Origin of the sequence: Paenibacillus sp. FSL H7-0940, from assembly GCF_037979415.1 — a bacterium.
In the GTDB taxonomy this organism is placed as follows: Bacteria; Bacillota; Bacilli; order Paenibacillales; family Paenibacillaceae; genus Paenibacillus; species Paenibacillus amylolyticus.
Map to the genome: position 1 here is coordinate 4,035,672 of NZ_CP150280.1, position 20,711 is coordinate 4,056,382.

Consider the following 20,711-nt stretch of genomic DNA (forward strand, 5'->3'; position numbering starts at 1 on the left):
GCTTACCTATTCGATTACATCAGCAATACTCATAATCCAGCGAGCACTTGATACCACACGCCGCGTTTGGAGTACAACGTACTGCGTACCTCGTCCCATCCACCCAGATAGTTGATATCAAATAGTCCTTCTGGCGTTGGGAATGTCGACTCCGTCTGTGCAAATACATCCGGATCTACTGAACGAAAACCATGCTTGGCAAAAATACGCTGCGCTTCTGGTGTACGCAGATATGCGACAAAGGCTTCTGCCAGTTCGCGATTTCCATGTTTATCGGCATATTTATTCACCACAACTGCCGGGTTCTCAATCAGGATCGTATTTTTTGGAATGACGATGTCATAATCTACACCTTTGGCGATCCGGGCAAGCAATTCATTTTCATACGTGACGATGACATCACCCACACCATATTCGAATGCCGCCATCGAAGAACGCCCACTCTTGTCCAATGATTCAACGTTACGATGTACCTGTTCGAGAAAAGCCTTGGCTGCGGCAGGATCTTTCTTCCCCTCTTGCTCCTCCGACAGTTTCAATCCGGCACCATAAATGGCATTAATGTCCCATTGTGCGCCTCCGGATGTCTTTGGATTGGGGTACAGTACCTTCACTCCTGGCTTGGTTAAGTCCTGAAAATCACGAATACCGAGCGGGTTGCCCGCTCTTGTGCCCAGAACAACAATTGAACGGGTGATCATGCCCTCATTAGGGGTCTGTTTCCAATCAGAGCTAACCAGATCGGCTTTGACCAACTTCTCGATATCACTCTCCATCGCGAGCAAGGCTACATCAGCCTCGAATCCACCAACGATGGCTCTTGCCTGTGTGCCCGAAGCTTCATAGGATTCTTGAAAGTTAATCGTCTGTCCGGTTTTTGCCTTCCACTCCTCTTGGAACTTGGGTAGCAATTCGCCTACAGCATCTTTCGCTACACTATAAGCACCAATCACCAGCGTATTGGATGAATCGTTACCAGAGGGCTCGTTCTGTTCGCTTGACTCCTCCTGCTTGCTGCATCCAGCGGTCATGCAGACGAGCAGAAGCATGAGGGCAACATATAAGAGTATGGCTTTCTTCTTCCTCGTCTGCATGGGCAGCCCCTTTCTTCCACTTGATACTAAATCATCACCGGCATCGGATCTTCCTTCAGTCGGTTCTCAACCACCCAACTGTTGGAGTCATTGAACAGGTATGCACGGTGTACAAGGACGCGAATTTGTTGACCGATCTCCAATGTCGTTTTCTCCAGGGAACGATATGTGATTAACTTATGACCCTGTACATCCACCTCTACCATCCATTCACTGCCGCGGAAATGAAGATGTTTGACTGTACCTTTTTCCGTTGCAGACAACATGGTAAATTCGTTTTTCAAGCCGATTTCAATATACTCCGGTCGAATCAGCGCTTTGGTATGTTCCCCCTCGACGGCATGTTCGAATCCTTTCAACTGGGAGGCATCCTCCACAACCGTAGACTCCCCGATAAATGTAGCGACAAAAGGTGTCTGCGGGTTTTTGTAGATATCCCAAGGTGTACCCTTCTGTTCGAGACGACCTTGGCTGATAATCATGATTTCGTCCGCCACTTCAATCGCTTCATCCTGGTCATGCGTTACAAATATCGAAGTAATCCCTACCCGTTCAATCAACTCACGCAACCATGAACGCAGTTCCTGACGGATCTTAGCATCAATGGCCGCGAACGGTTCGTCCAGCAATAATAGCTGGGGCTCCGGGGCGAGTGCTCTGGCAAAAGCAACACGCTGACGCTGCCCACCAGACAACTGATGTGGATAGCGCTGTTCGAAACCTTTTAACCCGGTCAGTTCAACAAGTTCCATAACCCGATCACGAATCTGGGCTTTTGGTGTCTTCTTAACCTTGAGTCCAAAGGCGATATTCTCAAATACCGTCATATGTTTGAACAAGGCATAGTTCTGGAATACAAATCCGATGCCCCGCTCCTGTGGAGGCAGATGGTTCACCACTTTTCCATGAAAGCGAATCTCTCCAGAACCCGGATTCTCCAGACCCGCAAGCATCCGTAGAATGGACGTTTTCCCGCCTCCGCTGGGTCCAAGCAGACCGATCAGATGGCCTTTGGCAATATCGAATGAGACATCTTTTACCGCATGAAAATCACCGAAATGTTTGTTCAGATCACGGACTTCTACATGCATATCAATGCACTTCCTTTCGCTTCTTGGCCCATTCCATCATAAGCAGCAGCCCGACGGAGAAGGTGACCAGCACCAATGCCACACCATTTGCGGCAGCCACATTAAAATTCTCAACATCCTGGTACACCAGGGTTGTTGCGGTCTGCGTTTTGTTCATAATATTACCGGATACCACCAGCACTGCACCGAATTCCCCAAGCGAGCGCGCAACCGTCAAGACTAGACCATACACTACCGCCCAGCGGATCGAAGGCCATGTCACACTCCAGAACGTTCTCCAGCCGTAAGCGCCAAGTGTAGATGCGGCCTCCTCTTGCTGGGAACCGAGTTCCTGCAGGACAGGCATAACCTCTCTGACCATCAGTGGAAAGGTAACAAATAACGTTGCGATCACCATACCCGGGAAGGCATAGACCACATTGAATCCAATCCCTTCAAAAAAAGCACCCATAATGCTGTTAGGTCCCAACATCAACACAATCATCAAACCGCCAATGACAGGAGATACGGCATAAGGCAGGTCTACAATGCTGTTTAGCAGCCCTTTTATCCGTTCACTCAGCCATCCGGCACGAACCAGATACAGAGCCATCATGATGCCAAACAATGCATTTAACAGGGTGACCACCAGAACCACCAGTCCGGTCATCATCAAGGCATGTAACGCCTCAGGGCGCATTAACCCTTTCAGGAATCCACCTGCCCCGTCTTCAAATGCGCCAATAAAAATGCGTCCAAGTGGGATGATCAGCAGTACAATAAATACCGCAAACGTCAGTCCGATTAACAGTCGTCTCATCGTCTTCTCCCCCGCATCTGCACCAGATTGATCAGCCAGAGGATCAGGAAGGAGAGCGTCAGGAGCAACACGGATACAGCAGCAGCCCCCGTTGGATTATCACTTTCAATCTCCCCGTAGATAAATACGGAAGCAGTCAGTGTTCTTCCCGGAATGTTACCAGCCACCAGCACAACAGCCCCAAATTCAGCCAGTCCTCTCGAGAAAGCCAGCATCCCCCCACTGATCATGCCAGGTGCCATAGAAGGCAGAATAACCTGCATAAACGTGCGAGCCTTGGATGCCCCCATCGTGTACGAGGCCTCTTCCTCCGAAGGATCGATTTCTTCCAGCAAAGGCTGCACTGCACGGATAACAAACGGAAACGTGACAAAGGTCATCGCGATAACAATGGCGGGCTGGTGAAATACAATCTCAAATCCCATGGATTCTGCCAGTTTCCCGATGGCACTGACCGGACCCAAAAGCAGCATAATCATCAAGCCGCCCACCGCTGTTGGCAGTGCAAACGGAAGATCAACCAGACTGTTAAGAAACGATCGGCCCACAAAACGATACCTTGTCAACACCCAGGCGATCATCGTGCCCAAAACCACATTAATCAGCGTGGCAATAACGGCCAGCCGAATGGTCAACAGGACGGCTTTCCACGCGATGGGGTCCATAATGCTCTGAACAAAGTTGCTCCATCCTTCAGAGAAGGAATTGACGTACACACCGATGATTGGAAGTACAATAAGTACGATAAAATATAACAATACGGTACTGCGGAATCCCCAAGTCCATCCCTTATGACGAAGAACGGTATTCATTACTGCGTTCCCTCCCAGCCTCCGGCTTTAACTCCGGTCGGCAGTCTTCCTGGCTTCAATACGACATTTTTCCTAAGTTGGATGATATTACTTTAATATTATTCCCATTAGTCTACTTGGTTTTGCTTTTCTGATACTTTACCAGTTTGCAGTGCTAATCGTCAATGCTTTTATTGAATATAATTGGGCCTCATATGAGAACGATTAATAAAAATCGCACTGTACACTGCGCGGCCAGAACAACCTTCCGATCACTGTTATCCCCAGATTCCTTTGATCCCCTTTTTTAAGGGGAAATCCGGTGATAAAAGCGAAGCTTATGCTTCCGAAGCAGCTTTCCTACAGAAAGCTTTTAGCTTCCGCTTCTTCAGGTTATTTCTGACCTCTCCGTTATTGTGCGATTCACATATCCGTCTTCATATGTGGTTTGTTTGGTATGTAGTGGTTAAGGTACAATCGAGGGTAAGAACAGAGATGATAAGGAGTGATCTAACATGTTATATACGAAGGATATATCCACTTCCACACGAGATGAAATGAAGGATATTACACGGGACGTAAAGCAGGTTGTCCAGAGTAGCGGGGTGCAGAACGGGACGGTGCTCATCTACTGTCCACATACGACGGCGGGTATAGCCATCAACGAAAATGCAGACCCGGATGTGAAACACGATGTATTGTTGCGCCTGGACGAAGTGTATCCCTGGGAGCATCCCGAGTATCGACATGCCGAAGGTAATACAGCCTCTCACCTCAAATCGATCACAACAGGGCCATCACAGACGGTGATTATTCACGAAGGCAGACTGCTGCTTGGCCGCTGGCAAGGCATTTACTTTTGCGAATTCGATGGACCACGTGAGCGGGAGTACTTTCTCAAAATCATGGAAGGTTAGTTGGGTCCAATAGGCCTGCCACCTACTCGTTCATTTTTGCAAACACAAACAGGCGGTCCACCCTCATTCCGGGTCGGAGCCGCCTGACTTGGTCTGCTGCGCATACTAACTTTCGCGAGACAACGTTATAAAGAATTAAAGTTATGACAAATCACCGCCCTGAAGTGTAGGGGTGCAACAACAGCGCCATTATTGGTCGCCAGGCTGCCGACCCAGATTGCGGCACAGCACTTTGACATGAGACAGCGCAGACGATTCAATCTCCACAAACGTTAAACGGTCCTGAATGTAATAAGAAATGAATCCGTGCATAGCCAAAAATAGCGTACGCGGTACCCTTTGAATATCCTCTTCCGTACAGTTCGCTTCATTCATATACTGCCTTATAATCGATGCAAACAATTCGAAGCAACGTCCCTGTTCGGTACGACAATAAGACAACAGTTCTTCGTCCCTGATCATAAACATAATTTCGTATTGGTATGGATTCTCCAGACCAAAGCGAATAAACTCCATCATAATGTGCTCTACCTTGCTCACATCATCACGAACTGGCCTGACCATGGCTTGCAGCAGCAAATGCCCCAGATGATTAAAATCTTCAACCACGATGGCATAGAACAGCTCTGCCTTTTCCTTAAAGTGATAATACAGCGACCCATGACTATAGCCCAGATGCTGGCCGATGCTTCGCATCGAAATGGCGCGGTATCCTTTGGTAATAAAAAGGTGCCTCGCCGCCTCCAGTATCCGCTCCCTCGACAACTCCTGTTCGACTGCTCTTCTAGCCATATATTTTATTCCCCTTCAATAAAATAAAGCCGCTGTCCCTCCGTGATCCGGGATTGCCCTTGCGTCAAATCCGTGATCCAGGCTATAAAAGCCTCGGTTTCACTATCCGGCGGAAGACAAGTCAACGTAACCTTATCGGTGAATCCAGTTTCACCTGTACGGACTTCCCGGCTTCTTAACTCATTTTCCACTTTACCCAGCCACGTATAATCCAGTTCAACAAACACTTCACGATGCAGCACGTTGGTAATGGCTTCTCCGGCTTCAATGGCTGCTACAGCTCCATCCGTATAAGCACGAATTAACCCGCCAGCTCCAAGCATAATTCCCCCGAAGTATCGCGTAACCACAATTGCCACATTTTTTAATTTCTGATTTTTGATCACTTCAAGAATGGGTTTCCCTGCTGTTCCGCTGGGTTCACCGTCATCGGATTGCTTCTGGATCTCGTCCCGCTCCCCAATCATGTATGCAGAGCAGTTATGAGTTGCATTCCAATGTTTTTTCTTGATCTCATCAATGAAGGCAACAGCCTCTTCTTCTGTCGTGACCGGCATAATATGACCGATAAATCGCGACTTCTTGATTACAATTTCCAGATTGCCCGGTCCTCGAACCGTGCGATAACGTTCAATCATCCTAAATCCAACTTTCTGATCTTTTCCTGAGTCCATTTTACAAGAAAGCAGTTCACCGCGCGAACGCGGACGAACTGCCCTGGTTATCTAAATCCGGGAACCCTGCCTCTTACACGAACAGTGATTCCCGGTTAGATTTACATTACCTTATTCAACTATATGAGCAGACCGATGAATTATTCGGAAAGTCTCGCTTCGAGCGCTGCTTTCTCTTCTTCAAAGCCTGGTTTGCCCAGCAATGCGAACATATTTTTCTTGTAAGCTTCCACTCCTGGTTGGTCAAATGGATTGACGCCCAGCAGGTAGCCACTGATACCGCATGCTTTTTCAAAGAAGTATACCAGATATCCGAAAGAATATGGAGTCATATCTGGAATGTTCACAATCAGGTTTGGTACTTGACCATCCGTATGTGCAAGCAGTGTTCCTTGGAACGCTTTTTTGTTAACAAAGTCCATAGTTTTTCCTTCAAGGAAGTTCAAACCATCCAGATCGTCCGGATCGGATTTGATTGAGATATGCTCAGCAACTTCAGTAACCTGGATAACAGTTTCGAAGATATTCCGGCTACCTTCCTGGATGAATTGACCCATGGAGTGCAAGTCTGTAGAGAAATCAACGGATGCAGGATAGATCCCTTTGTAGTCTTTACCTTCACTCTCTCCAAACAGTTGTTTCCACCACTCGGATACGAAGTGCAGGGATGGCTCATAGTTTACAAGGATCTCAGTGCCTTTGCCTTTGCGATACAATGCGTTACGAACTGCAGCATATTGATATGCTTCATTCTCAGCTACATTCGGGTTGCTGTATTCTTTGGATGCGTCAGCCGCACCTTGCATCATTTCTTCGATGCTGATACCCGCTGCTGCGATAGGCAGCAAACCTACAGCTGTCAGAACGGAGTAACGTCCACCTACATCATCCGGGATAATGAAAGATTCGTATCCTTCTGCATTTGCCAGTTCTTTCAATGCACCGCGCGCTTTGTCTGTTGTAGCATAGATGCGTTTGCGTGCTTCTTCTTTACCATATTTCTCTTCCAGTGCTGCACGGAAGATACGGAAAGCAATTGCCGGCTCTGTTGTTGTACCTGATTTGGAGATAACGTTAACGGAGAAATCTTTGCCTTCAACCAGATCCAGCAAATGAGTTACATATGTGGAACTGATATTGTTTCCTGCAAAATAGATTTCAGGCGTTTTGCGTTTGTCTTTTGGCAGATTGTTATAGAAAGAGTGAGTCAGCATTTCGATCGCTGCACGTGCACCCAGGTATGATCCACCGATACCGATAACGATCAGTACTTCGGAGTCGCTTTGGATTTTGGCAGCCGCTTTTTGAATGCGGGCGAACTCTTCTTTGTCATAAGCCGTTGGCAGGTCAATCCAGCCCAGGTAATCGGAGCCTGTTCCTGTTCCGTTGTGAAGCTGCTCGTGAGCCAGACGAATCGGTTCTGCGAAATAATCCACTTCGTGCTGATTTACAAATTGCAATGCCGTGCTATAGTCAAATGTCACTTTTTTTGCCATGATCTCAAAAACCTCCTGATTTCGATTATAGTGCGTGTTCAAACTTTGTAATCAAAAGCGGACTTTTTGAACAACCTCTTATATTATGTCCGTATTCCATTCTAAACAACTTGCCTTAAGGATACTTCAAATCCACGGGGCTGACAAGCTTGCAGCTCGAACTTTGTCGTTAGAATTCAAGAAGCAAAAAGGGTAAACCGAATCCGCGGGTTGCGGTTCTGCTTACCCTTCTTATGTTATTCCGCCGGGTACGAGCAGACGTAGTCAGTAACGCTGCGTATCTCCAGTTTAAATTTGGATTCGGCAGGCACGTGGAACGTAGCTTGACCTTGAATCTCTTGCCACTCTTCTTCTCCGGGAAGCAATACTTTCAGATCTCCGGACAGAATCTCCATAATTTCACGGGAATCCGTACCGAACTCATAACTGCCTGGAAGCATGATGCCCAGAGTCACTTTGCTGCCATCCCCCAAAATAACCGTTCTGCTGGTTACCTGACCATCATAATAAATGTTGGCCTCTTTCACTACACTGACTTGATCGAATTGTGACATGCGTACCCGCTCCCCTGAAGTTAATGAAAACAATAGGCAAAACAGATCAGGGCGATAACGAGATACCCCCCATCTCTGCGGAAATAACTTACTGCCATGGATCAGGACAGCATGACGCCCTCCCAATCATAGCAGCGCTTATGAAGCTATTACAGCAATGCTTTTACGCGGCTAACCACGTTATCCACTGTAAAGCCATACTCTTGGATAACACGGTCGCCAGGCGCGGATGCACCAAATGTGCTGATTCCGAGAATGTCACCTTGATCTCCAACATATTTCTCCCAGCCCATTGGATAAGCCATTTCAATCGCAAGACGAGCTTTAACATCCGGAAGAAGAACGGACTCTTTGTAAGCTTTGTCTTGTTTCTCGAACAGATCCCAGCTTGGCATGCTGATTACGCGAACTTGGATGCCTTGTTCTGCAAGCGCCGCTTGAGCTTTAACAGCCAATTGCACTTCAGAACCTGTAGCGATAATTTGTGCTACCGCTTTGCCATCTTTTGCATCAGAGACAACATAAGCACCACGTTTCACGTTCTCACGTGAACCTTCAACCGTACCTTCCAGGATCGGCAGGTTTTGACGAGTGAGTACGAGTGCAACCGGGTTGCTCTTGTTCTCAAGCGCGTAAGCCCAAGCAGCCGAAGTTTCATTACCATCAGCCGGACGAATAACCGTCAGGTTAGGAATGATACGCAGGGATGCCAATTGCTCGATCGGTTCGTGCGTAGGACCGTCTTCACCAACAGCGATACTGTCGTGAGTCAGAACATACGTTACAGGCAATCCCATCAGGGCAGCCAGACGAACAGCCGGACGCAGGTAATCGGTAAATACGAAGAACGTACCTCCGAATACTTTCACACCGCTGTGCAGTGCCATACCGTTCATTGCTCCAGCCATACCGAATTCACGGATACCGAAGTAGATGTTACGGCCGGAGTAATCTTCAGGTGTGAAGTTCTCCAGGTTGTTCAAGTGAGTCATTGTGGAGCTTTCCAAGTCAGCAGATCCACCTGTCAGTTGTGGCACGTTGTGCGCCAGACCGTTCAGAGCGTTACCGGATGCTACACGAGTGGAAAGAGCTTTGTCTGTTGCTGCATATTTAGGAAGATCACGGTCCCAACCTTCTGGAAGGTCGCCGTTAATCGCTGTTTCGAATTGAGCTGCCAGCTCAGGGAAGGCTTTTTTGTACTCGGCAAATTTCTCATCCCAAGCTTTGTTAGCAGAGATACCACGATCTTTCACTTGTGCAAAGTGATCGCGAACTTCAGCTGGTACGTGGAAGTTTTCTTCGTAAACCCATTTATAATACTCTTTAGTCAATTTGGCTTCGTCTGCACCCAGTGGAGATCCGTGAGTACCGCCGTGACCGCCTTTACCTTGTTTGTTCGGGCTACCATAACCGATAACCGTTTTAACTTCGATCAGTGTAGGACGCAGTGTATCTGCTTGACCTTCCTGAATTGCTTTTTCGATTGCAGGCAGATCGTTACCATCTTCAACGCGCAGCACTTGCCAGCCATAAGCTTCAAAACGCTTCGCGATGCTTTCGGAAGAAGACAGATCCAATTTACCATCCAACGTGATGTCATTGGAGTCGAACAACATGATCAGTTTGCCCAGGTGCAAACGTCCAGCCAGGGAAGCTGATTCATGAGATACGCCTTCCATCAAGTCGCCATCACCACAGATTGCGTAAGTGTAGTGGTCAACTACGTTGAATTTGTCTTTATTGTATGTTGCGCCCAGTTGAGCTTCAGCCATCGCCATACCTACAGCCATTGCAATACCTTGACCCAGTGGGCCTGTAGTTGCATCAACACCTGCAGTATGTCCGAATTCCGGGTGACCCGGAGTTTTGCTTCCCCATTGACGGAACTGTTTCAGTTCTTCCATTGGAAGATCATATCCGCTCAGGTGCAGCAAGCTGTACAGCAACATGGAGCCATGTCCTGCAGACAGGACAAAACGGTCCCGGTTAACCCAAGTTGGGTGGTCCGGGTTATGAGTCATCGTTTTTGCAAAAAGTTGGTACCCCATTGGAGCGGAGCCCATCGGCATACCCGGATGTCCGGAATTTGCCTTCTCAATTGCATCAATCGCCAAAGTACGTACGGTAGTAATCGACAGGTTGTCGATTGTAGTGTTCTCGTCCTTTTGAATCGCTTCGTTCTTGTCAGTCATGGTTTGTCCTCCTCATGTCTTTAGATAAGTCGGGTGCGCAAGCGAATCCCTCTCATCATACAAGCAAACCGAATTTCACAATAAGTGAATCCGCTTGAGTGTTTCATTTTGACTTATTCACTTTTGTATTGTATCACTTGGCGTGAAGCTTTTCCATAACCTTCTTTTAGAAGTTCGTGAAAAATCGGTGGTTTGTGATGAATATTCCTTGGCCTATCAAGCAAAAATCGTACTGTACAAGGTACTAAATTCCAAAAGTAGACTTAAGGAGCCTCGCAAATCCATCGCATGAAGTATAACCTTTAACCTGAAAACCATGCATTTTTTAGATATTCATCCTCAATTCACATATAATGTTCCTTAATATGGATTCGAAAGTTGGGCTGTGGTTTACTTTTCAGATGTACATACGTCAATCATAGGAGGTTGCGATCATGCCAGATCCTGCGGCTCACCCATCAACATCGGTAAAACACTCATTACCCTGGATATCCGGTATTTTAACGGGGGTTCTCTCGGGAGTTATCCTGGGATTTTTCCTTAAAGTGATTCAGGCCAACACAGGTGAACAAGTATATACCCTGCTGCTGAATATTGATTTTGTACCTGGTCTTCCGCCAACCTTACCCGAATTCATTGAATTTGCTTTGCATCTCATCGTGTCCGTTGTCATCGGTATCTTCTATCTGTGGTGGGTAAGGCATTCAGGCCGCCCTATGATCAAAGGAATTTTACTTGGTGCAGTCTCGTCCCTGCTCTATATCCCACTCTCTCAAATGTCATCACGTGTGCCAGACCTGTACGATGTGTCCGCCATCCTCTATTGGATTGCAGGACATCTGCTGTTTGGTATTGTGCTTGGCTTGTGCGGAAAGTATATCAACACAACAAAAAAAGCGACTCCCGTTTCGTAAACGAATTGGGGTCGCTTTATTATTAGTCTATTACGTGGTTCCGAATCAACCTTGCACAGTATTAAAGCATGAACTTAAAATACAACGGTTTTATTTTCGTGAACAAGAACACGGTCTTCGACATGCCATTTCACGGCACGTGCGAGCACAACACGCTCAATGGTACGTCCAATACGCTTCAGCTCGGTTACATCGTCCCCGTGGCTTACACGCTGCACGTCCTGTTCGATAATTGGTCCGCCATCCAGTTCTTCCGTAACGTAGTGGGCTGTCGCACCGATAATTTTGACACCGCGATTGTACGCCTGCGCATACGGTTTACCACCCACGAAGGCTGGCAGGAACGAATGGTGAATATTAATGATTCGATTGCGGTAGTGCTCAATGAACATCGGAGAGATAATCTGCATGTAACGAGCCAAAATGATCACATCCACATCGTTGCCGATGACGTCCAGTTGGCGCTGTTCCGCTTCTTTCTTCGTATCTGCTGTAACTGGGATATGATGATATGGAATGCCAAATGATTCTACATAATCCTTCATGTCCAGATGGTTGCTGACCACAAGCGCAATATCTGCATCCAGGTCGCCTGCCTGCCATTGCCACAACAATTCAACCAGACAGTGATCTTCTTTGGACACAAAGATAGCCAGTTTCTTCTTGCGGCTGACCGCAGATAACGTCCATTCCATCTGGAAACGGCTTGCTACTTCTGCAAAATCAGCTTCCAGTTTCGGCAAATTGACCAACAATTGCGGAAGATCAAACTCAATTCGCATAAAGAACATGCCGCCAGCAGGGTCCATTGTGTACTGGTCCGACTGAACAATGTTTGCACCATGCTGGTGCAGGAAATGAGATACGGCAGCTACAATTCCTGGACCATCCGGACAGGAAATAAGCATGCGCGCACGATCGGCGCGGTTTTTAGAATCAGGGCGTACTTGTTTAGCGTGGATCTCCATCGGGTTATTCTTCCTCCTTCAATTAAACCATGACCTGCGGGATTAACCCGCAAGCCATGCAATCAAGCGATGATTCAGTTGTTCTTCATTCAAATGCGGGAATAGTGCAGCTTCAGTCACCATGTCATAGAGGCGTTCCAGTGGTTCGCGCGGATCTGCCTTTTTGGCTTTGGCATCATTTTTGAGCAACGTCCACACATCCAGAATATACGAACGAGACTCAATCTCTTTACCTTTGAAAAAGTGTTGCAACTGTTCTACTTCTGTCAGGAAATCCTGGCCGAATCGACCGGCAACATCCCCACGAAGCAGGGCAATCTCCACCTCATACATTGGACGCTGTGTCTTGGCCTCTTTACCAATCCAAGGTGTCTCTAGAATAAATGGACGTCCTTGAAGCTTCTCATGGTTGACGATGCGGTTAATCGCTTCAAACCCGATCCAGCCAGAGCCAATTGGTGTATGACGGTCCTTATGCGCACCCACAGCATTCTTACTATCATTAATATGCATTACGGCAATGCGGTCAAGTCCTACCGTACGATCGAATTGTTCCAGTACACCGTCAAAATCATTAACGATATCATATCCGGCATCATGAATGTGACATGTATCCATACACACAGTCAGGCGCTCGTTATATGTTACTTTCTCGATAATCTGAGCGATCTCTTCGAAACTGCGACCCATCTCCGTACCTTTGCCAGCCATGGTCTCCAGAGCGATGTTCACATCCGTGTCTTTCACACCCTCCAGCACTTCATTCAATCCTTCTGCGATCCGTCCGATCCCATAGTGGGCATCTTTGTCTGTAAATGCGCCGGGATGTAATACGATGTTCTTCACACCAATAGCATGTGTCCGACGAATCTCTTCCTGAAGGAAATCTACAGCCAGTCTAAACGTATTATCTTTGTATGAGCCAAGATTAACAATGTACGGTGCATGGACAACGATATCTTCCATTCCACCCTCTTGCATGGCAACCTTGCCTTCTTCAATATACATGGACTCAATTGGCTTGCGACGTGTATTCTGTGGTGCACCCGTATATATCATAAACGAACTGGAACCGTACGAGGACGCTTCCTTCGTTGCACTCAATAATCCCTTGTCCGAAAAGGACACGTGGGAGCCGATTTTCAGCATTATTGATCCCCCTTATTCTGAATTATCCCTTATTCTAACGCGATTATCGAAATAAATCTAGAAATGCGCTATAATTCGGGATAGAGGCTATTTTTTACAGCTAATATGTGGAACATGGGTAGGCGGAATCCGTCTTTCCGTGAAAATCAATGAACCGAGGTGACTCCGCAATGATTTTCGACTCCTACGCGATAATACTGAACAGCTATTCCCCCAGCAATTGGTTTATGAATACGATCGCATTCTGGACTTTTTTATTGCTAGGCAGCATGTGTATCGGTGGATTTTTCATGATGCGCAAGTTTTTGAAAGTGCTACCCAAAGCAGACGGAAAGTCCAAACTGGATTGGCAGAATTATTGGGTTGAAGCCAGCCGTCACTTATGGACAGATGAAGCCAAAGCTTTTTTGGATCAACTAGTGGAGCCTGTGCCCGGGCCATTTCGTGACATCGCCAAACATTCCATTGCTGCAGAGATCGGTAAGATTGCAGTCGAAGACAATGCCACGGAAGTATCGAGAGATCATTGCATCAAAGGATACATTATTGCCACACCGAAGCGGGATAATAAGTTTTTGGTAAAATTTTTGGAGAAAAACAAAATCGATTATTCCCCTTATCAACATTTGATTAAATAAAATAAAAGATGAGTTAAGTGGCATATAGATTTGGTTAATTAGATACAGATATGCTCCGTCAGGTAAGTTGTTCCCAACAGGCATTGCTTACCGTACGGGGCTGTTTGTCGATCCAACGGTATGTATCAGCGCAGTGAAAATACAGAGAGGATGTTTGATATGAAAATTGCCATTTGTGGAGGTACCGGATTTGTAGGAGGAGCACTTGTAGATTACTGGTTGCAAGCCGGGCACCATGTGAAAGTTATTACACGAAAACTGCCTGACTTGCATAATCCAAGTAAAAATCTTACATATATATCGTGGGAACAAGTCGAAGAACAACCTCACTTGCTGGAAGGTATGGACGCTCTCGTTAACCTTGCCGGAGAAACGCTGAATCAACGTTGGACAACCAAGGCGAAGCTGGAAATTGTTGAATCCAGAGTCACGACCGTAGCGCGGGTAGCCCGATTGGTAGAATCCCTTGAACAAAAGCCGGAAGTGGTCGTTCAGGCTTCTGCCATGGCCATCTATGGAACCTCTCCTAACGAAACCTTTGACGAGAGCAGTCCGCAAAAATCAATGAATTTCCCCTCCCGGGTCTCGGAACAATGGGAAGTTGCTGCAGATGCTATCAAAGATGTAAGACTCGTTAAAATCCGGGTGAGTCTGGTGCTTGGACATAAAAGAGGTGCTTTTCCATTGATGAAACTTCCTTATATGCTAGGTGTTGGTGGCAAGATCGGCAGTGGCAAGCAATGGACTAGCTGGATTCACATTATGGATATCGTAAGACTCATTGATTTTAGCATTCAAAATAAACAAGTGTCAGGTCCGGTCAATGCTTCCTCACCGAACCCTGTTACCAATGATGAATTCGGTCGTACGGTCGGTAAAGTGTATCATCGCCCTCACTGGTTCCCCGTACCCAGCTTCCTGATTAAAACTTTGGTCGGAGAACTATCCGTTGTCGTGCTTCAGGGGCAGAGAGTCATTCCGCAAAAAGCTCTCGACCACGGATTCCAGTTCACCTTCCCAACCTTAACCCAGGCACTGGAAGATCTGAAACACCGCGGCTTATCTGACTGATTGAACTATGCCTTATCCAACCGACCGATAAGTGTAAACAGATTCTGTAAGTGTAAATGTGTCTCCATCCGCCAATGGATACTCCTTATACGGAGCAAGAATATTGCCCTGAAGAATGGTTCCATTGACGGAACCCAGATCCTTAATCACATAGCCCGATTTGTTCCGGCTCAACTCCACATGAGCACGGGACACCCCGGTCGCTGTGTCCACCCACTGAACCATGTCTGCTGATCTTCCGATGACAAAAGATGCTCCTTGCACATCCATCCGTTCATGTTGGTCACTGCTTCCCGATCTTCGTTCAAGATAATAAGACGCCATCACCGGGCCTGCCCCTGTAACATTACTTCCACTCAGATTCTGCAAATTCACGGTTGCCTCTGCAACTGCATCCTGTCGAATTAGCTCTGAAGTTGAAGCTACCGTTTCCACATGGCGCTGAACGAACGGTGGTTCGGAGTGTTCAGATGCCATATGCAAATTTTGAAAACGGGAATGCTCGCTACCACCTTCTGAGGCGGATGCAACCGTTTGGTTTATGCGTTCCTCTTTCCTATCAGCTTTATTCCAGCGCCAACTTTCCTGAAATTGTTCCTCTTCATCTTCCATTTGCTTACCTTTGTTCTTACCTAAATTGAATGAAAAAGACCGCTTATTCTCTGCGTTATTCTGAGGGCTTCCCTTACGCTTCCACGTCCATCCTGCTACACCAAACAAGCCAAGGCTGAGTACCATGCACAGGATCATCTGCGTCTGTCCCGGTTGCTCCATGTAAATAAATCTCCATACCAATGCCATGGCAACCATACAGCCCAATATGATATAAGTTACTTTGGAAGATCCGGGCTTTTCCTCCACTTCCATATCAACACGCTCTAGCGAATCATACGAGTTACTTCCTTTCTTATCCATACCGTTTGAACTCTCTAATGGAACTTGCTCAGGTGAGCGCCTGCCTGGAAAGGTTCGAGATCTCACCGGAATGTCTTCAACCTCGAATTCACTTGTTTTCTGCGGCTGACGGAAATTTAGTTGCGGCCCCACAGGAGCATTTTGAACGGGAGCACCAAGTTGATATGGCCGAGAAGTACCAGTGGCTAGCCTGCTATCTCGCTCAGAAATCGACGAATGTAGATCACCTCTTGAATCATTGGGTGTGTCCAAAGTTCTGGACGAGAGAAATGCTGCGCCTCCTCCATTCTCTTGCTCGTCAGCGTATAACTCCAGCAGAAGCTCGCGCAACTGTCTGATATCCCAGCGTTCGTTGTCACATAACTGCAGAACACGCTGAATGCCTTCTCCCTGCAGTTCCTGTACATGTGCCATCAGCCTGATCACCAGCTCACGGAATTGCTGAGGCGTTGGATCAACTTCAACTGTATCCATGATTGGAACATATACTATCCCAAGCTCACCCTGTTCGAATGAACCGTTAATGAACAAAGACTCTTCCTGGATCAATAATTTACGAGGCTCCAACATATACTGTCGGCATTCCGTGAAGGCATCGGCTAGTTGGAACAACAAACCATACAGAACACGCAATTTAATTTTGCTTGACTTTAACATCTGAGATAACATCTTGTACCCTGATATGTCGTACTGCAAAGTTACATTTCGATCGACTTCCCGAATATGAACAGGAAGAAGTCGCGGAATCTGATTGGAGGACAACATCCCCATCTGTACACGGCTCAATTCCTCCATTCGTAACCCGTCTGCTTTCTCCAAAACCATGAAAGCCCCACCATTACGAATAAAATCTCTCGTTAGTCCATACATGCCAATCCTCTCTTTCCATTGTTATTCTCAAATTTCTCTACTCCTTCACTTAAGGGAAAAGTCCTGAGACAAGGACCGTGATAAACCCGGGTAATACGGCCAGCATAAACGGAAACTTCAATGTCTTCTCTTTGTTTACCAGCTTGAGCGAACCTAGCATAAAAAAACCTGCAAGACTACCTGCCATGCCTCGAATTCTCTTCGCTGAATCTTTACGAAATAGAAGTATCATTAGACCAATTGCGCCCGCGTACAAAACGGAGTAAATAATGACATGAATGCCAAAAGCAAGTCCCGTCCATGCGCCAATCCCACCAAACAATTTCACATCTCCTGCCCCTAGGGCTCCAATCGCATACATCAGAAACAAAATGCCAAAACCTGCTGCAAATCCAGCGGCTGAGAACAAGAAACCATCCCAACCTCCCCATATGATGTGGGCCAATACGCCTGCAACAGTCACGGGTAAAGTCAATCGATTTGGAATTTTCATTGAACGAATATCTGTAATAAAAGCTGCAATGACGTATATGCCACAGGCAATGTAAAACCACTCCACCTCCATCATCCCCCTTCCTTATTTTCTGGTGGCTACCTTAAACGTAGTCTCCGTCTTGGCACCGTCCCCTGTCTCGACAACAAAACTCCATGTTCCTTCTGTTGTCCGAGTACCAACAAACCAGTTCCATTCAATAATTCCATTCTCATCTGCGGTGGCCCAGCCGATGTGCTTCGCAGAACTTTCACCTGACTTGTAAAATATCGTTAAGTTGGCTGTCGCTCCTGGTTCTACCTTCACCTTGATCATTGCATTGTTGCCTATGTATGCCGGGTCAGGCTTCGACAGTACCGTTGCTGAACCCGCAGTATCCCCGTCTCCTGCGCTGCCATCTGATCCTTCTCCGGTATCTCCAATCCATACCCGTTCTGCCGCAGCAGCCTGAATCCGAAGTGGTTTACTGAGAAAGGGGACTTTTATAGGCAATTCATAACTCAGTTCAAGTCGGAAATATGGATTTGTTTTGTTTTTGAGATCTGGTATCGAAATACCATTCACATGAACACGTTCCATATTAAGCAGCGTTGGCTCGATAAAAGGTTGAAGCAGCGGTTTTACCGTGGGATCAAGTACGGTTTCCAAGACGGATGTTTTGATCTCCTGTAGTGGCTGTTCACCACTGGCGGCCGCTGAACGTACCCAATCACTTAAAGGCTCGGGTAGAGAAGAAGCATAACCTTCTGCCCATTCCGTCAGTGATAACTCTGGTATCTTCCAGCCCTCTCCTGAACCTTCTCCGCCGGCAGAATCAGAAGGTGTGAATGCAAGGGATACGGGATATATTTTCGTTGACAATTGCTTCACCGCTTCACCCGCCGTGCTCTGTAACGCTGTGGAGATTAGAGTCATTTGCACTATGAAGATGAGAAACATGATAAAGAATAGAAAGACAGGTAACACCAGTGAAGCTTCCAGAACCATGCTACCCTGTTCCTTTTTTGGAGAACATATCTGCTTTTTGAGAGACTTCAAACGCTGCAATCTGATTATTCGTGTTAAACGAATCTGCTTTTGTGCGCTTTCTTTTTCATAATGTTGCTGCTTATCCATAATCCCTCCACCGAAACGATCCTAATTATTCAATAGGAATAATCCGCCTTCCGCTCAATGAAAAATCGCCCATCTTCAACCTGATCCTCACTACCCATAACTGCACCTATGCTTCTAACCACCCCTGGTAAAAACCACAGTTTGATGCTACTACGCATGTTACCCGAAGCATACGTCTGTTTCTCATCTGGATTCACACCAGTATTCAATCGAATTAGCGCCAGCATTCTGGACATTTTGCGTTCATTGTTACTATGCATCAATAGGAACAATCGGAGATGGTCCCTGTACGTCAGTTTGACTTTGATATACTTGGACAATTCCACACTGCCCTCTTTTGCTAGTTTCATCATATCCGCGATGGCGTTTGTAATCCCGTATAAGATTGCCGCCGATAATACCAGAAGTGGGTTCCCAAGCTTGCTGTGCTCAATTAACCCTTCTGCCGTCCGAATAGCCAGCCGCATCCCAAATATCTCCGCATATGCCGCAGCGATATTACCCGAAGGATTATGAAACCCGTAGACGATATACTCCAGTTCCTGATTCTCCAGTTTGAAAACATCACCAGCATCTCCATCACCTTCAGTCCAGGTAAATAACTGACCAAAATCCATGGAATTGAAATAGGCTAAAGCATATTCATTCTGAAATAATTCGTCGCCAAGACTGTCCAGCAGATCGGACATCCCGCCAAACAAACTATCCATTCCCTTCATGGCATCGCCACCAGAGTCGTAGGGGTCACCCGCAATCTCTGTCTTTTGGGCTTCCTCACGACTAGCCTCATTAAAAGAAATATTAGCGTTGTAATATTCCTCCAACTGTTTGAAAGCGTCCATGGAACCCGAACTTCCATTCTTAATCTGCGACAAGATTCGTTTGACTTCCTTCAATTTCCCTTTGGATTCTTTGTCATTTGCTTTGCGCTGGGCATCCGACCCACGACCACTCTCCAGCTGCTGTTTACTTTGGAGGATGAGATTGGCAGGACCGCTACGTACATAGGTGTCCATATATCGTTCCGTAACCTGACTTGCCTGTCTGACCGCCGGTTTAATCGGAACACCACTCATGGCCGTGACACTGCGAAGCTGTGTATTCAATTCCATGTTGTCTCTTCTGACGTTAGAGAAGTCTGAATTCTGGGAAACAACCCGCGCCTTCAATTGATCAAATAGGCTATCTGCCCTCACAAGCTCCGAAGCAAGAGAACGTGTACTTTTAGCTTCAGTGCCTGATCCAGTAGATGCAGGACTCGTCCCAGGCAAATTCGAGTTGCCGACGTTGTCATAGCTCGCATTCTGCGAACGGTTCTCCCCCTCCGCGATCACACGTTTCATTTCCTCATTAATCTTGCGTGCTTCTTCGATTTTGGACTGCGCTTCCTCCAGCTTCGTTTGATGGGCCAGTAACGCGGGCTGTATGATCATGCTGATGCCTGTCACCACATTACCAACACCAGTCCGATAACGAGCCAGTTCCAATATGTATTGTTGCTCTCTGAACGGCAGTCCCTCATCCGCCTGTTTCTTGTTCAGATAATCTGCATAACGTGCAGCTGCCTCGGCAGCTGTCTCTGGTGTATCTTCCAGCATCTCTTCATAGATGGCCGGTGAAGGCGGGTCCATGATCAACTTCGGAAGATTCTTCAGTTTCTCCGCGGATTCCGTCTGATTAGCAATGGCTTCATCCAGTAATTCTTCACGTTTGTCATATAACTTCTGTAATTTTTTCAGCAAGTCTACCGTGTGTGCAGCTTCCTTCATCTCGTCTGATATCGGTTTGAACCGATTGATCACTTCAAGGGTAAAATCAACAGGAGCCCGATACTTCATATCCTCCTGAATCTGGCGATTAAATATATCGTATCTGCCCAGTTCACGCTCCATGCTCAGCGAAGTTGTATCCCACTGGATATCCAGAATGGGAAATCCATCTTTTACAGCTGAAGGCTTCACGCTATCATTCAACACTTTAGCCATAATTGCATCCCCACTGCTGTCCCCATACCCGAATAAACCATACTCCCGGAGTGATGTGTCATAGGCTGACATGACGGATCTCATCGCAGCATGAGTCATTCGTTCGGTCTGCACCTTGAATGCCGCTATACGAGCGTAATCAATAAATATTGCGACAAACATATAAACTCCGGCCAATATTAATATTAAAAA

The 20,711-nt window shown here is 46.8% G+C and carries 19 protein-coding genes; 4 read left to right on the forward strand and 15 right to left on the reverse strand.

What is annotated here, in order from left to right:
• Positions 1-29: 29 nt before the first annotated feature.
• Genes MHB71_RS17940 through cysT form a run of 4 tightly spaced genes read right to left on the reverse strand, consistent with a single transcriptional unit; the run spans position 30 to position 3,796 of the window.
• Complete coding sequence (locus MHB71_RS17940; RefSeq protein ID WP_036610768.1) at positions 30-1,094, reverse strand: sulfate ABC transporter substrate-binding protein; 1,065 nt, start codon at positions 1,092-1,094, stop codon at positions 30-32.
• A gap of 26 nt (positions 1,095-1,120) precedes the next feature.
• Complete coding sequence (gene cysA, locus MHB71_RS17945; RefSeq protein ID WP_036610770.1) at positions 1,121-2,185, reverse strand: sulfate ABC transporter ATP-binding protein; 1,065 nt, start codon at positions 2,183-2,185, stop codon at positions 1,121-1,123.
• A gap of 1 nt (position 2,186) precedes the next feature.
• Entirely contained in the window at positions 2,187-2,984 is a 798-nt protein-coding gene (locus MHB71_RS17950) for a sulfate ABC transporter permease subunit (protein WP_340027166.1), read from the reverse strand.
• Entirely contained in the window at positions 2,981-3,796 is an 816-nt protein-coding gene (gene cysT, locus MHB71_RS17955; RefSeq protein WP_017689978.1) for a sulfate ABC transporter permease subunit CysT, read from the reverse strand. Before cysT ends, MHB71_RS17950 begins: the two co-directional genes overlap by 4 nt.
• A 494-nt stretch (positions 3,797-4,290) precedes the next feature.
• Here cysT and MHB71_RS17960 point away from each other — a divergent pair, with 494 nt between their 5' ends.
• Complete coding sequence (locus tag MHB71_RS17960) at positions 4,291-4,692, forward strand: secondary thiamine-phosphate synthase enzyme YjbQ (protein ID WP_282319030.1); 402 nt, start codon at positions 4,291-4,293, stop codon at positions 4,690-4,692.
• Between the two features lie 189 nt (positions 4,693-4,881).
• Here the strand turns inward: MHB71_RS17960 and MHB71_RS17965 are convergent, their stop codons facing one another.
• The 5 genes from MHB71_RS17965 to tkt form a co-directional block, all read right to left on the reverse strand.
• Positions 4,882-5,484, reverse strand: a complete 603-nt coding sequence (locus tag MHB71_RS17965; RefSeq protein WP_340027167.1) for a TetR/AcrR family transcriptional regulator — start codon at positions 5,482-5,484, stop codon at positions 4,882-4,884.
• Positions 5,485-5,489: 5 nt separating this feature from the next.
• Entirely contained in the window at positions 5,490-6,122 is a 633-nt protein-coding gene (locus MHB71_RS17970) for a YigZ family protein (protein WP_036669098.1), read from the reverse strand.
• Positions 6,123-6,298: 176 nt separating this feature from the next.
• A complete protein-coding gene (locus MHB71_RS17975) occupies positions 6,299-7,654 on the reverse strand; it encodes a glucose-6-phosphate isomerase (protein ID WP_017689982.1) in 1,356 nt (451 codons plus the stop codon).
• Between the two features lie 236 nt (positions 7,655-7,890).
• Entirely contained in the window at positions 7,891-8,208 is a 318-nt protein-coding gene (locus MHB71_RS17980; protein WP_017689983.1) for a pyrimidine/purine nucleoside phosphorylase, read from the reverse strand.
• Between the two features lie 149 nt (positions 8,209-8,357).
• Positions 8,358-10,400 carry a transketolase gene (tkt, locus tag MHB71_RS17985; protein ID WP_036610788.1) on the reverse strand — a complete coding sequence of 681 codons (2,043 nt, stop codon included), beginning with the start codon at positions 10,398-10,400 and terminating at the stop codon, positions 8,358-8,360.
• Between the two features lie 434 nt (positions 10,401-10,834).
• Between tkt and MHB71_RS17990 the strand changes: the two genes are divergently transcribed.
• Positions 10,835-11,314, forward strand: coding sequence for a hypothetical protein (locus MHB71_RS17990; RefSeq protein WP_340027168.1), 480 nt, complete (start codon positions 10,835-10,837; stop codon positions 11,312-11,314).
• A 74-nt stretch (positions 11,315-11,388) separates the two neighbouring features.
• On the opposite strand, the gene purU is transcribed toward MHB71_RS17990, so the two are convergent.
• Both purU and MHB71_RS18000 read right to left on the reverse strand, forming a co-directional pair.
• Entirely contained in the window at positions 11,389-12,282 is an 894-nt protein-coding gene (gene purU, locus MHB71_RS17995; RefSeq protein ID WP_017689986.1) for a formyltetrahydrofolate deformylase, read from the reverse strand.
• 42 nt (positions 12,283-12,324) lie between these two features.
• Positions 12,325-13,431, reverse strand: a complete 1,107-nt coding sequence (locus MHB71_RS18000; RefSeq protein ID WP_017689987.1) for a deoxyribonuclease IV — start codon at positions 13,429-13,431, stop codon at positions 12,325-12,327.
• A 170-nt stretch (positions 13,432-13,601) separates the two neighbouring features.
• Between MHB71_RS18000 and MHB71_RS18005 the strand changes: the two genes are divergently transcribed.
• Positions 13,602-14,069 carry a DUF2621 domain-containing protein gene (locus MHB71_RS18005; RefSeq protein ID WP_036610792.1) on the forward strand — a complete coding sequence of 156 codons (468 nt, stop codon included), beginning with the start codon at positions 13,602-13,604 and terminating at the stop codon, positions 14,067-14,069.
• A gap of 159 nt (positions 14,070-14,228) precedes the next feature.
• Positions 14,229-15,140 (forward strand): TIGR01777 family oxidoreductase, encoded by a 912-nt coding sequence (locus tag MHB71_RS18010; protein ID WP_076251555.1) that lies wholly within the window; start codon positions 14,229-14,231, stop codon positions 15,138-15,140.
• A gap of 12 nt (positions 15,141-15,152) precedes the next feature.
• On the opposite strand, the gene MHB71_RS18015 is transcribed toward MHB71_RS18010, so the two are convergent.
• From MHB71_RS18015 to MHB71_RS18030, 4 genes are all read right to left on the reverse strand, one after another.
• Positions 15,153-16,880, reverse strand: coding sequence for a DUF6382 domain-containing protein (locus tag MHB71_RS18015; protein ID WP_340027169.1), 1,728 nt, complete (start codon positions 16,878-16,880; stop codon positions 15,153-15,155).
• Between the two features lie 94 nt (positions 16,881-16,974).
• Complete coding sequence (locus MHB71_RS18020) at positions 16,975-17,490, reverse strand: A24 family peptidase (protein ID WP_340030190.1); 516 nt, start codon at positions 17,488-17,490, stop codon at positions 16,975-16,977.
• Between the two features lie 12 nt (positions 17,491-17,502).
• A complete protein-coding gene (locus MHB71_RS18025; protein WP_340027170.1) occupies positions 17,503-18,534 on the reverse strand; it encodes a pilus assembly protein in 1,032 nt (343 codons plus the stop codon).
• 29 nt (positions 18,535-18,563) lie between these two features.
• Positions 18,564-20,681 carry a hypothetical protein gene (locus MHB71_RS18030; RefSeq protein ID WP_340027171.1) on the reverse strand — a complete coding sequence of 706 codons (2,118 nt, stop codon included), beginning with the start codon at positions 20,679-20,681 and terminating at the stop codon, positions 18,564-18,566.
• Positions 20,682-20,711: the final 30 nt, after the last annotated feature.